Below are 13,506 nucleotides of genomic sequence, written 5' to 3'. Positions count from 1 at the left end.
ACTAGCAAACCCGACCCCGAATTAACGGTACTCGTCAATCGATGGGCAGCTGCAAACAAAGTTACGGTCGCCGTAGACGTTGTCGATCCGGTTGCTGGACGGCCAGAACTTGCTGTGTTTCAGGCTCGGAACCGGGAACACCGCCTGCTCGCGTGAGTACGGACGATCCCAGTCACCCTCAACAATGTCGGCCTGGGTGTGGGGCGCGTTCTTGAGCGGGTTGTTGTCTGCATCCAGCTCGCCTTCCTGCACCTGACGGATCTCTTCACGGATCGTCAGCATCGCTTCGATAAAGCGATCCAGCTCGGCCTTGGACTCGGACTCGGTCGGCTCCACCATCAGCGTGCCGGCAACCGGGAAGCTCATGGTCGGGGCGTGGAAACCGAAGTCCATCAGACGCTTGGCGATATCCTCTTCGGAGATGCCGGACGCTTCTTTCAGCGGACGGATGTCGACGATGCACTCGTGAGCGACGCGATCGTTACGGCCGCGGTACAGAATCGGGTAGTGCGCCGACAGCTTCTCGGTCAGGTAGTTGGCGTTCAGAATCGCCACCTCGGTGGACTTCTGCAGACCCTGGGCACCCAGCAGGGCACAGTAGGCCCAGGAGATGGTCAGGATCGAGGCGCTACCAAACGGCGTCGCGGAGACCGCCCCCATGGAGGCCAGTGGGCCTTCGATCGGGCTGACAGCGTGATTCGGCAGGAACGGCGCCAGGTGGCTCTTCACACCGATCGGACCCATGCCCGGACCACCACCGCCGTGTGGGATGGCGAAAGTCTTGTGCAGGTTCAGGTGGGAGACGTCGGAACCGATCAGACCCGGCTTGGACAGACCGACCTGGGCGTTCATGTTGGCGCCGTCCATGTAGACCTGGCCACCGTTGTCGTGAACGATGTCGCAGATCTGCTTGATGCCTTCCTCGTACACCCCGTGGGTGGACGGGTAGGTGATCATCAGGCAGGACAGATCATCTTTGTGGGCTTCGGCCTGGGCCTTCAGGTCGTCGATATCGACGTTACCCAGCTCATCGCACTCAACCACAACCACCTTCATCGCGGCCATCGCGGCAGAAGCCGGGTTGGTACCGTGGGCGGAGCTCGGGATCAGGCAGATGTCGCGGTGACCTTCACCGATGCTCTCCTGGTACTTGCGGATCGCCAGCAGACCGGCGTATTCGCCCTGGGCACCGGAGTTGGGCTGCATCGAGACCTTGTCGTAACCGGTCACCTCGACCAGCATCGCTTCGAGCTCGTCGATCAGCTGCATGTAGCCCTGAACCTGATCGCGCGGCGCGAACGGGTGGATATTGGCGAACTGGGGCCAGCTCAGTGGAATCATCTGGGCGCTGGCGTTCAGTTTCATGGTGCATGAACCCAGCGGAATCATGCCGTGGGTCAGGCTGAAGTCTTTGTTTTCCAGACGCTTCAGGTAACGCAGCATCTCGGTTTCGGAGTGGTAGCTGTTGAATACCGGGTGAGTCAGGAACTCGGAGGTACGACGCAGCTCGGCCGGGATGCCACTCTGCTGGCCCTGACTGATTGCCAGGTCGATCGCGTCCAGATCCTGGCCATGATCGGCACCCAACACAATCTGCCACAGCTGCTCGACATCGGTCGCCGTGGTGGTCTCATCCAGGCTGATGCCGATCTGATCATCACCGACCGGACGCAGGTTAACGCCTGCAGCATAACCACGCTGCAGGATCGCATCCTGTTGATCCGCAGCTTTTAAGGTCAGAGTATCAAACCAGCTCTCGTGCAGAAGCTCGGCACCACCCGCCTGCAGACCGGAAGCCAGGATACTGGCCAAACGCTGAACCCTGTCGGCGATCCGTTTCAGGCCTTCCGGACCGTGGTAGATGGCGTAGAAACCGGCCATGTTGGCCAGCAGTGCCTGAGCGGTACAGATGTTGGAAGTGGCCTTCTCGCGGCGGATATGCTGCTCGCGGGTCTGCATTGCCATCCGCAGTGCCTGATTGCCGCGGCTGTCGATCGACACACCGATCATCCGTCCAGGAATCGCACGCTTCTGTTTTTCGGTGGTGGCAAAGAAGGCGGCATGGGGACCACCAAAGCCCATCGGCACACCAAAACGCTGGGCCGAGCCGAATACCACATCGGCGCCCAGCTCTCCGGGAGCCTTCAGAGAGACCAGCGCCAGCAGATCGGTCGCGACACAGCTCATCGCCTTCTGGGCTTTGGCCTTAGTGATCAACGCCTCGATATCGCAGATCGCACCGGTGGTTCCCGGGTACTGCATCAAGACGCCGAACGCCTCATGCTGATCCAGCAAACCATCCAGCTCGCCCACCATCACTTCAAAGCCGAAATACTCGGCCCGGGTCTTAACCACATCGATGGTTTGCGGATGGACCTGGTCGTCGACCAGGAACAGATTACTTTTCTTGCGGTTGGCACGCTTACACAGTGCCATCGCTTCGGCGGCGGCGGTCGCTTCGTCCAGCAGAGAGGCGTTGGCCAGATCCATGCCGGTCAGGTCCATCACCATCTGCTGGAAGTTCAACAGCGCTTCCAGACGGCCCTGGGCGATCTCCGGCTGATAGGGTGTATAGGCGGTGTACCAACCCGGATTTTCCAGCACGTTGCGCAGGATCACATTAGGAACCCGGCAGTTGTAATAGCCGGCACCAAGGTAGGATTTGTTGACCTGGTTTTTAGCCGCTACCTGAGCCAGGTATTCCAACACCTGTGCTTCACTCTTGCCGTCGGCCAAAGCAAGCGGCTGACTCAAACGAATCGACTCCGGCACGGTTTGATCGATCAACTGAGCCAGCGTCTGGAGCCCCAGGGCCTCCAGCATCTGATTTTGTTGGGGGAGGTCGGGGCCAAGATGGCGCTCAGTGAACTCGCTGGCGTTTTGCAAAACCGACAGCGGAATATGATCAGAAGGAGTCATACCTGAATACCTATTCATCGAAACGTCGCAGAGATACGACATAAAGTAAGGTTCAAAAAGTCGCTTGGCGCCACTTCTTTTCTCGCGGCACTGAGATACAGCTTCACTGCACCAACAAAGCGCTCAGGATACAAAAAGTTCCCTTTTCAGTGCCCATAACAGGGCGTGAACTGTAGCAAAAAAGTTATCCCGAAGGGAGCCGGCACGACACCTGATCAAACCGTCGCCCGCGCCGCGGAACAGACTGTCACCAAAAGTGGCGCCACAGGCACCACAGCTTCAGAAATGTGAATATTTTCAACAAAAAGCGATAACTAATTGATTTAAATTACTTTTACGGCCGTGTTCCAGAAATTTAACAACAGTAAAATGGCGCAAGCAGATGCTAATGAAGCACCTATTAAGCTCTACTAGCATCAAGTAGCGATATTGTTGGGCCTAAATCCATCTGCTTCAATCAAATCGCTAGGCGAGCAGTTGTCGTTCACCCTACCGTTTTTATGTGAATTTCAAGACGATAGAGGTCTTTAGATGAGCACCAAGACGGTAATTATTTTGAACAGGTGGCATAACGCTTGCATTATCGGGAATTACAACAACACGACCCGTTAGCTTTATCCAACCTCTTAATAAATAAGGTGGATAACCTGACAACAGAAGGAACAATTATGAAAAAAATCACTTCTCTTGCAGCCGTTTCAGCCATTGCAATGGGCATGGCATCTGGCGCACAAGCCGCAAGCGCCACCCTTGATGCCGTCAAGGAGAAAGGTTTTGTCCAATGCGGTGTTTCTACCGGTCTTCCGGGCTTCTCGAATCCCGATGAGAAAGGTAACTGGCAAGGTATGGACGTAGACGTCTGCCGCGCCGTTGCCGCCGCCACCCTGGGTGACGCCTCCAAAGTTAAATACATCCCGCTGACCGCTAAAGAGCGTTTCACCGCCCTGCAGTCCGGTGAGATCGACGTACTGTCTCGTAACACCACCTGGACCCAAACCCGTGACACCACCCTGGGTCTGAACTTCGCCGGCGTAAACTACTACGACGGTCAGGGTTTCATGGTCAGCAAGAACCTGGGCGTTAAGAGCGCTCTGGAGCTGGACGGCGCAGCCGTTTGTATCCAGTCCGGTACCACCACCGAGCTGAACCTGTCCGACTACTTCCGTGAGCACAAGATGAGCTTCTCCCCGGTGGTATTTGATACTTCTGACCAAACGGTTAAAGGTTTTGAGGCTGGCCGCTGTGATGTACTGACCTCTGACCAATCACAGCTGTACGCCCTGCGTATCAAGCTGGCCAACCCGGATAGCGCCATGGTTCTGCCGGAAGTTATCTCCAAAGAGCCGCTGGGTCCGGTCGTTCGTCAGGGTGACGACCTCTGGTTCAACATCGTCAAGTGGTCTCTGAATGCGATGATCAACGCCGAAGAACTGGGCCTGACTTCTTCCAACATCGATAAGATGAAGGACAGCTCCAACCCGAGCGTACGTCGTTTCGTCGGCATGGAAGGTCCGAAAGGTTCCGGTATGGAGCTGAGCGATGACTGGGCCTACCAGATCGTTAAGCAGGTCGGCAGCTACGGTGAAGCTTTCGAGCGTAACGTCGGCTCCGGCTCCCCGCTGGCAATCGACCGTGGTGTAAACGCACTGTGGAGCAAAGGCGGCTTCCTGTACGCACCGCCGATGCGTTAATTCTTAAGCCCCTCATGACGGCCGGATGGAGCGAATCCTTCCGGCCGTTTCTATAACCCGCTGCAATTTCTACCGAAGCAGCATCGACCAGGATGTCGATTATCTTTTATGAATCAGAGAGTTGCTCAAATAGTTAATGCAACTCCAGGATCGACCCTCGGCAAGGTTTAACAGCAGGCGAAGTTAAAGCTGGCTGCTAGACTTTATGAACCTAATAACAACAAACCGGAGATCTTTCCATGCCCACTGATGTGAAAAACGGCGTGGCACCCTCCTCGAAACCCAAGTTCTGGAACGACCCTGAAAAACGGGCATTGCTGTTCCAGATACTGATGATTCTTACGATTCTGGGTTTCTTTGCCTACATCATCTCAAACGCACTCTTTAACCTTGAAAAACGTGGTATCACCACCGGTTTTGACTTTCTTGGTCAAGCCGCCGGCTTCGAGATACTGCTGACCTTAATTCCCTATGACGCCACCTTCAGTTTTGGCCGGACCTTTATCATTGGTCTGCTCAACACCCTGCTGGTTTCTGCACTGGGGATTATTCTAGCCACAGTCATCGGCTTTGTTATGGGGATCGCGAGGCTGTCCCAGAACTGGCTGATCAACAAGGTGGCAACCGCCTATATTGAGATCTTCCGGAATATTCCGCTGCTGCTGCAGATCTTTTTCTGGTACTTCGCGGTTCTACAGCCCCTGCCCTCACCCAGGCAGAGTATTGAAATCGGTAGTGCCTTCCTCAACAACCGGGGCTTCTACATCCCCTGGCCCGAATTCCACCCGGCCTTTATGTTCGTAACAATCGCCTTCGCGATTGCCGTCGTCGCCGTGATCTTTCTGGTCAAGTGGAACCATAAACGCCAGGACGAAACCGGTCAGACCTTCCCGGTTTTCCGGGCGGCCCTGGCTCTGCTGATCGGCCTGCCGTTGATCGTCTATTTCCTGGCCGGCTCGCCGATGACCTGGGATTACCCGGCGTTGAAGGGCTTCAACTTCCGTGGCGGCGCTACCATCATTCCGGAATTGATGGCACTGCTGATCGCCCTGTCGGTCTATACCGGTACCTTTATCGCCGAGATTGTCCGCTCGGGTATCCTGGCGGTAAACAAGGGCCAGAGCGAAGCGGCCCATGCGCTGGGATTAAACAACAGCCGCACCCTGCGTCTGATCGTGGTTCCCCAAGCGATGCGGGTCATCATTCCACCGCTGACCAGCCAATACCTGAACCTGATTAAAAACTCCTCACTGGCTACCGCGATCGGTTATCCGGATCTGGTTTCCGTGTTCATGGGTACCACCCTGAACCAGACCGGCCAGGCGATCGAGATCATCTTCATGACGATGGCGGTCTACCTGACCATCAACCTGTTGGTGTCGCTGTTTATGAACTGGTACAACAAGCGCATGTCGCTGGTGGAGCGTTAATATGATCGTCAACGACAAGAAATTACCCGATCTACCGCCACCCGCCAGCACCGTCGGTGTGGTTGGCTGGCTGCGGACCAATCTGTTCTCAACCCCAACCTACACCGTGCTGACGCTGATCGTGGCTTACCTGCTGTGGATCACCGTAATCCCGGCCGTTCAGTGGGCCTTCATCGATGCCGATTGGGCCGGTGACAGCCGGGATGCCTGTACCAGCGGCGGTGCCTGTTGGGTCTTCATCAATGCCCGGTTCAATCAGTTTATCTATGGGTTCTACCCGGAATCCGAGTACTGGCGAATCGACATTCTGTTCGTCATGCTGGCGATACTGATCACGGCGTTGGTTTACGAGGGCATGCCCAAACGGGGTTGGATCAGCGCTTTTACACTGGTCGTCTTCCCGATCATCGCCTTCTTCCTGCTCTACGGCGGTTCATTCGGCCTTGAAGTGGTCGAAACCCATAAATGGGGTGGGCTCAGCCTGACTCTGGTTCTGGCCCTGGTGGGGATTGTCGCCTCGCTGCCGATCGGGGTACTGCTGGCGTTGGGACGTCGCTCGGATATGCCGGTGGTACGCAGTTTCTGTACCGTGTTTATCGAGATGTGGCGCGGTGTTCCGCTGATCACCATCCTGTTCATGGCCTCGGTCATGTTGCCGCTGTTCGCACCGGAAGAGATCGACTTCGACAAACTGCTGCGAGCGCTGATCGGTATCACCCTGTTCCAGTCCGCCTATATGGCCGAGGTTATCCGTGGTGGTCTGCAGGCGATTCCGAAAGGCCAGTACGAAGCGGCCGATGCGCTGGGTCTGAGTTACTGGAAAAAGATGGGCCTGATCGTGCTGCCACAAGCGTTGAAGATCATGATCCCCGGTATCGTTAACACCTTTATCGCGCTATTCAAGGACACATCTCTGGTACTGATCATCGGTCTGTTCGACCTGCTGGCGATCGTCCAGGCGGCACTGTCCGATCCGAAATGGCTGGGTTACTCCATCGAAGGCTATACCTTTGTTGCCTTCGTTTTCTGGGTCTTCTGCTTCGGCATGTCCCGCTACAGCCAATTCCTCGAACGCAAACTGCACACCGGTCACGGTGCCCGCTAACGGGCGCCGTCAGAAGTAAAAGAATTCAAGGAGTCTGCAATGTCAGAACAACAAAGCCAGGCCAGCATGAACGTCTCCGACGAGGTGATGATTCAACTTAACAACGTCAACAAGTGGTACGGTGAGTTTCACGTCCTGAAAGATATCAACCTGACCGTTCGCAAGGGCGAACGGATCGTTATCTGCGGTCCGTCCGGTTCGGGCAAGTCGACTATGATCCGCTGCCTGAACCGTCTCGAGGAGCACCAGGCCGGCGATATCATCGTCGGCGAGACCACCCTCAATAACGACCTGAAGAACATCGAAACCATCCGTCGTGAAGTCGGTATGGTATTCCAGCACTTCAATCTGTTCCCGCATCTGACCGTGCTGGAGAACTGCTGCCTTGCGCCGATCTGGGTTCGCAAGACCCCCCGCGAGGAAGCCGAAGCGATCGCGATGAAGTACCTGGAGCGGGTAAAGATTCCGGATCAAGCGTATAAATACCCGGGCCAGCTATCCGGTGGTCAGCAGCAGCGGGTGGCGATCGCCCGAAGCCTGTGCATGAACCCGGAAGTGATGCTGTTCGACGAGCCAACCTCGGCACTCGACCCGGAGATGATCAAGGAAGTGCTCGACGTTATGATCGAGCTGGCCCAGGAAGGCATGACGATGCTCTGTGTCACCCACGAAATGGGTTTCGCCAAGACCGTTGCCAACCGCGTTATCTTTATGGATGGCGGCCAGATCATCGAAGAGAACGAACCGGAAGAGTTCTTCAACAATCCTCAGTCCGAACGGACCCAGCTGTTCCTGAGTCAGATCCTGCAACACTGATCATACTCACAGCCAAATCAAGGGAGCCCATGCGGCTCCCTTTTTTTATCTCCAATCGATACGTCGAACCGATGAACGGCCAATTTGAACAGACTTTGGCGTGTTCAGTAACGGACTCCTCCATAGCGGCTACACTGATTGCAACCGTTCAACACTGAGGTTCACCATGCCGATCCAGCTTCACCGACTCGCCCCGCTAGCCTTGGCATCAATCAGTTTATTGGCGCCCGTTAATGCCGTTGCCGGCTGGGGGGATATCCTCAAGCAGGTAGAGGAGCAAGCCCCACAGCTGCTGCAACAGGGCACAAACAGCGATGGCGCTTCCCACTCATCCTTGGACACCGACACCCTGATCCGGGGCCTGAAGCAGGCGCTGGAGGTCGGTACCCAGCGAGCCGTCGACCAGGTCTCCCAAACCGATGGTTATCTGGGTAATCCGACTATCCGCATCCCCTTACCGTCGGTGATCGATCAGGGCGCCAAACTGGTTGGAAAATTCGGCGGCCAGTCGCTGGTGGACGACTTTGAACGGAGTATCAACCGCGCCGCAGAAAAAGCAGCACCGCTGGCGGCAGAGCCTTTCCTGACCACCCTTAAAGGGATGAGCTTTGAGGATGCCAGACAGATCTACGAAGGTTCGGACGATGCGGCAACCCGTTATTTCCAGGACAAGACCCAAGCGGACCTGAAAACCGCTTTCGAGCCCATCATCCGAGACAGTATGCAGCAGGTCGGCGTCACCAACTATTACCAGGCGCTGGTGAAGCAGGCATCGCAATACCCGCTGGTCGGCGACATGAATCTGGATCTGGAAAGCTATGTCACCGATAAGGCCCTGGTGGGATTATTCAAGGTCCTGGCCGAAGAGGAGAAGCGAATCCGCGAACAACCTCTGGCTCGCTCGACAGAATTGCTAAAACAGGTCTTTGGAAACTAAGCCACTGAAATCACTTTAAAACCAGCAATCACGTCACTGCCGTTTAGCCGTTCAGATGCATCTGCAACAGGAACAGACGTTCATTGCCGAAAAACAGCTGCTCACCGGCAAAACAGCTGGGCACCCCAAAGGCGCCCCGCTCGAACGCTTCCCGGGTGTTGTCCCGTAACCGCTGGCGCGCCTCGTCGGTGTCACTCTGCTGCCACAGGGATTCCCCCAGCAACGCCACCAGGCTTTCGGGGTCGGCAATATCCTCTCCCCGGTCCCAGATCGCACTGAACAACTCGTTCGCCAACTCCTGTTGTGCCCTGCCCTCCAGTAGCGCCAACGCAGCCATCGCCCGGGAACTATCGACCGGCCACTGCTCCGGCCACTCCATCGGAATACCGTAATAGCGCCCCAGCGCATCCAGGTCCCGGCGCATATAGTCCCGTTTAGTCTCCAACTCCGCCGGATGCTGATTACCGCTCAGCGCCAACAGTTCCGGCAACGACACCGGCCGGGGAACTACCACCGCCGCCGAGCGCTTGGCTACCCCGGGCAGTCGCCAGTTCGCCAGATGGCTGTAGGGGCTCATCAGATCGTAGAAGAACTCTATGGTGCGACTCATGCTGTGACTCAACGGTTTCAATCAGGGGGTAATCCCAGAGTATCCTTTGCCGACCTAAGCCCGCAAGCTGTGTTATCGTTATTCAACCATCACATTTTGGCGTGATACCGGTAGCTCCGAAGGCCGGTCAATAACAGCCCATGGAAACCAACGTTAAGTTGTAAGGTGTTGATTAAATGAGCATTCAGGAAAATATTCACAACTATTACGAAAAGCTTGTCGCCGACACCCTGGCCGAGCTGCAACGACAAGCGCCTCGCGATGCCGAAGAGATAGAGGATATCGCCTGTGTCGCCCTTAATCGGCTGCCGCCACGCTACTTCCGCCATGAGATCGATATGGCCTTCTACCTGTCTCCGACCGAACAACAGGAGATGAAGGACAAAGTGGATGACGCCATCGCCGAAGCGATCACCTACGTCGAGAAGAGCCTCCGCGATAAAGGTTGACCCTGGTCTGCAATAAGGCGCCGCTGAGCTGCTTGGTAGCGGCGCTAAGCGGCTTATCCTTGGCGATCAACAGCTTTTAATCGCTCGACGTGATTAATCAGTTGCGGGAAAAAACCGAGAAAGTCCTGCTCAAGCTCCGGGTATAGCACCAGAAACTCCTCACCGGCCCCCAGCATTCTATCCGGTCGTCGTAATCGTCTGGCTACCCGGTCCAACACCATCGGAATCTGGCGGGCTGCGGCATAACTGCCGAGCCAGTCCTGCTCAATCATCTTCGATACCGGCAACCGCATCGATTCCGGCATATAGCCCTCATATTGATCCAACAGCTGATAACTCCCGGAAATGAACTGCGCCAGTGATTGCTCGCAAAAGCGCTGCCAGTGCTGACACAGATAATGATCAAAGCAGATATCCAGAATCACCCCGGCAAACCGCCGCCTGGCAGGGCTTAAGCGTCGAGAAGCCTGCAGAAACAGCGGATGGGTATCGGTGAAGGCATCGATTTTTCGGTGCAATACCACCCCATCACGTAACGCCGGCTGCCAGTCCGGTGCCAGCGGACCCTTGATGTAGTCGCCCATCAGATTGGCCATCATCGATTCCGGCGTAGGATCGGCAAAGTACAGGTGGGCCAGATAGTTCATGCTTGAGCGTTCTCAATTAACAGGCCAACGGGGTTTAAAATCCTAGATCAGTTCAGACAGCATGGCATTGATATCGCAATAAAAATCGCAGCAAAAATGTCATCGATCACACATTGTTTCGAAACAGGGCTTGGGTTAACCTGCCTGGGTATTTGTTACTCAATGGCAACAAAGGTCTTGCTTCGAAGCGCTAAATGGATGACCCCGCCGGGAGCTACCATGCCTCTCTGAAGCCTGCCTTAGCCGTCGGTCAGAAGTACAAAACAACAATAAAGTACCATGCAGAAAACCCTGGAGTTGAACACGCATGTCAGAAGTGATGAATGGAACCGTTAAATGGTTCAACGACGAGAAAGGCTTCGGTTTTATCGCTCAGGAGAGCGGCCCGGATATTTTTGTACATTTCAGTGCCATCAATGGCAGTGGTCGGCGCAGCCTGACCGATGGCCAAGCCGTCTCATTTGAAGTGACCGACGGCCAGAAAGGCCCGCAGGCCACCAACGTAAACCCGCTCTGATTGAGCCGGACGTTGAAGAAATGACAGCCAGAGGCTGTCATTTTTTTTGGCTGCGATTCAGGATCTCTTACCCCTGACGTTCCCTACTTTCGCGGGCCGCTGAGCTTTATTAACGCCTTTGCCCTTACCGCCCCCTTTATGGGCCGACGTTCCCGCACGGGCAGACTGGCCCGATTTGGAATCGGCCTGGGCGCCCGTCCGCTTGATGCTCTGCTGCCGTTTCGGTTTATTACGCCGGTTCTGATAATCCCCCTGGGTCAGCGCCGGGCGGGCTTTAGAGGACGAACGCAACGGTTTGCGCCCTTCCGGCGGCACCAGTGCATCAGGATGGCGCCCGATCAGATCACTGCGCCCGATCCGCTTCAGGGTTTCACGGATCAACGGCCAGTTATCCGGATCGTGGTAGCGCAGAATCGCCTTGTGGGTCCGTCGCTGACGTCCGCCTTTGGGTACCACCACCGGATCTTTATCATCGCGCCGCACCTTTTTCAGCGGGTTGCGGTTACTGTGGTACATGGTGGTCGCATTGCACATCGGCGACGGAATAAAGTTCTGCACCTGATCGAGCTTGAAGTCATTCTGCTTCAACCACAACGCCAGGTTGACCATATCCTCATCCCGGGTTCCCGGATGGGCCGAGATGAAATAGGGGATCAGATACTGCTTCTTGCCGGCTTCCCGCGATACCTTCTCAAACAGTTTCTTGAAGCGGTAATAGGTCCCCATCCCCGGCTTCATCATCAGCGACAGCGGCCCGTCTTCGGTGTGCTCGGGGGCAATTTTCAGATAGCCGCCGACATGGTGGGTCACCAGTTCGCGCAGGTATTCCGGATCTTCCACCGCTAGGTCATAACGTAAACCGGAAGCGATCAGAATCCGTTTCACCCCCGGGATCTTACGGGCCTTGCGGTAAAGCTGGGTCAGATGCCGGTGATCGGTTTTCATGTTGACGCAGATCCCCGGGTGCACGCAGGACAGCCGCCGACAGGCAGCCTCGATCTTCTCGTCCTTACAGGCCAGCCGGTACATGTTGGCGGTCGGTCCGCCCAGGTCGGAGATGGTGCCGGTAAAACCGGGAACCTTATCGCGAATCGCCTCAATCTCGCCCAGAATCGACGCTTCCGAGCGGTTCTGAATGATCCGCCCTTCGTGCTCGGTGATCGAACAGAAGCTGCAACCGCCGAAGCAGCCACGCATGATATTGATCGAAAAGCGGATCATCTCGTAGGCCGGAATCCGCAGATCGCCGTAGTCCGGGTGGGGCAAACGGTTGTAGGGTAGATCGAACACCGCATCGATCTCGCGGGTCGATAACGGCACCGGTGGCGGATTGACCCACAGATCGCGGTTTCCGTGGCGCTGCACCAGCGCTCGGGCATTGCCCGGATTAGTCTCCAGGTGCATCACCCGCGAGGCGTGGGCGTACATCACCGGATCCTTGCTGACCACCTCGTAGGCCGGCAGTCGGATAAAGCTGCGATCCCGCTCGGGCTTGAATTTACTCTGTTTCAGATCGACCAGTTTTAACGGCTGCGGCTCCACCTCAACCGGCTGTGCCGCAGCTTGTTGAGCTTCCCTGGCCTGCTCTCTTGCCTGATTACTCTCGCAGTCCGGTTGCTCCTGATAGGGGTTCTGCGGCGGCACCACGATACCGGGTTGATCCACATCGGTGGAGTCGATCAGGGTCCAGTTGCTCGGCAGGTGCGAACGCATCACCGCGGTACCACGGATATCGGTCAACTCCGAGACCGGTTCTCCCTGATCCAGTCGCTCGGCCACTTCCAGCAGGGCTCGTTCGGCATTGCCGTAGAGCAGCAGGTCGGCCTTGGCATCGGGCAGCACCGATCGGCGGACTTTATCGGACCAGTAATCGTAATGGGCGATTCGACGCAGACTCGCCTCGATTCCCCCAAGCACCAGGGGAACGCCTTTGTAGGCTTCACGACAGCGCTGGGCATAGGCGACCACCGCCCGATCCGGTCGTTTGCCTCCCTCGCCGCCGGCCGTATAGGCATCATCATGACGCAGACGACGCTCGGCGGTGTAGCGGTTGATCATTGAATCCATGTTGCCGGCGGTCACACCAAAGAACAGCCGTGGTCGACCGAGCTTCATAAAGTCGTCTTTGGAGTGCCAATCCGGCTGAGAAATGATCCCGACCCGGTAACCGGCCCGCTCCAGCACCCGACCGATCACCGCCATGCCGAAACTGGGGTGATCCACATAGGCATCACCGGTCACCAACACCACATCACAGGCATCCCAGCCCAGTTGTTTCATTTCAGCACGGGACATCGGCAGCACCGGCGCGGCGGGCGGTACTTTGGCGGGCAAATAGGAGAGTAGCGAGCGAACAGCGGTCATAACGGATACATCAGTAGAAGG

11 protein-coding genes are annotated in these 13,506 nt (G+C 56.3%); 7 read left to right on the top strand and 4 right to left on the bottom strand.

Annotated elements, in window-relative coordinates; translation table 11 throughout:
* Nucleotides 1-21: 21 nt before the first annotated feature.
* Nucleotides 22-2,919 carry an aminomethyl-transferring glycine dehydrogenase gene (gene gcvP, locus ACO05M_RS10805; protein WP_421862375.1) on the bottom strand — a complete coding sequence of 966 codons (2,898 nt, stop codon included), beginning with the start codon at nucleotides 2,917-2,919 and terminating at the stop codon, nucleotides 22-24.
* Nucleotides 2,920-3,587: 668 nt separating this feature from the next.
* Between gcvP and ACO05M_RS10800 the strand changes: the two genes are divergently transcribed.
* The 5 genes from ACO05M_RS10800 (at nucleotide 3,588) to ACO05M_RS10780 (ending at nucleotide 8,898) form a co-directional block, all read left to right on the top strand.
* Entirely contained in the window at nucleotides 3,588-4,610 is a 1,023-nt protein-coding gene (locus ACO05M_RS10800) for an amino acid ABC transporter substrate-binding protein (RefSeq protein WP_421862372.1), read from the top strand.
* A gap of 239 nt (nucleotides 4,611-4,849) precedes the next feature.
* On the top strand, nucleotides 4,850-6,040 hold the full coding sequence (locus ACO05M_RS10795; RefSeq protein WP_421862369.1) for an amino acid ABC transporter permease: 1,191 nt from the start codon (nucleotides 4,850-4,852) through the stop codon (nucleotides 6,038-6,040).
* Nucleotide 6,041: 1 nt separating this feature from the next.
* Nucleotides 6,042-7,145, top strand: a complete 1,104-nt coding sequence (locus tag ACO05M_RS10790) for an amino acid ABC transporter permease (protein WP_421862366.1) — start codon at nucleotides 6,042-6,044, stop codon at nucleotides 7,143-7,145.
* 66 nt (nucleotides 7,146-7,211) lie between these two features.
* Nucleotides 7,212-7,961, top strand: a complete 750-nt coding sequence (locus ACO05M_RS10785) for an amino acid ABC transporter ATP-binding protein (RefSeq protein WP_421870731.1) — start codon at nucleotides 7,212-7,214, stop codon at nucleotides 7,959-7,961.
* A 166-nt stretch (nucleotides 7,962-8,127) separates the two neighbouring features.
* Nucleotides 8,128-8,898, top strand: coding sequence for a DUF4197 domain-containing protein (locus tag ACO05M_RS10780; RefSeq protein WP_421862363.1), 771 nt, complete (start codon nucleotides 8,128-8,130; stop codon nucleotides 8,896-8,898).
* 43 nt (nucleotides 8,899-8,941) lie between these two features.
* On the opposite strand, the gene ACO05M_RS10775 is transcribed toward ACO05M_RS10780, so the two are convergent.
* On the bottom strand, nucleotides 8,942-9,508 hold the full coding sequence (locus tag ACO05M_RS10775; RefSeq protein WP_421862360.1) for a 2-hydroxychromene-2-carboxylate isomerase: 567 nt from the start codon (nucleotides 9,506-9,508) through the stop codon (nucleotides 8,942-8,944).
* A 176-nt stretch (nucleotides 9,509-9,684) separates the two neighbouring features.
* Here ACO05M_RS10775 and ACO05M_RS10770 point away from each other — a divergent pair, with 176 nt between their 5' ends.
* On the top strand, nucleotides 9,685-9,957 hold the full coding sequence (locus ACO05M_RS10770) for a late competence development ComFB family protein (protein ID WP_421862357.1): 273 nt from the start codon (nucleotides 9,685-9,687) through the stop codon (nucleotides 9,955-9,957).
* Between the two features lie 53 nt (nucleotides 9,958-10,010).
* Here the strand turns inward: ACO05M_RS10770 and ACO05M_RS10765 are convergent, their stop codons facing one another.
* Nucleotides 10,011-10,604, bottom strand: a complete 594-nt coding sequence (locus tag ACO05M_RS10765) for an ACP phosphodiesterase (protein ID WP_421862354.1) — start codon at nucleotides 10,602-10,604, stop codon at nucleotides 10,011-10,013.
* A gap of 307 nt (nucleotides 10,605-10,911) precedes the next feature.
* Between ACO05M_RS10765 and ACO05M_RS10760 the strand changes: the two genes are divergently transcribed.
* The gene (locus ACO05M_RS10760; protein WP_421862351.1) at nucleotides 10,912-11,121 is read left to right on the top strand and encodes a cold-shock protein; all 210 of its coding nucleotides are present in this window, start codon (nucleotides 10,912-10,914) and stop codon (nucleotides 11,119-11,121) included.
* 57 nt (nucleotides 11,122-11,178) lie between these two features.
* Here ACO05M_RS10760 and ACO05M_RS10755 read toward each other — a convergent pair whose 3' ends face one another.
* On the bottom strand, nucleotides 11,179-13,485 hold the full coding sequence (locus tag ACO05M_RS10755; protein WP_421862348.1) for a YgiQ family radical SAM protein: 2,307 nt from the start codon (nucleotides 13,483-13,485) through the stop codon (nucleotides 11,179-11,181).
* Nucleotides 13,486-13,506: the final 21 nt, after the last annotated feature.

It is taken from the genome of Motiliproteus sp. (assembly GCF_965230735.1).
Lineage (GTDB): Bacteria > Pseudomonadota > Gammaproteobacteria > Pseudomonadales > Balneatricaceae > Motiliproteus.
This window is presented reverse-complemented; position numbering and strand designations above follow the sequence as displayed.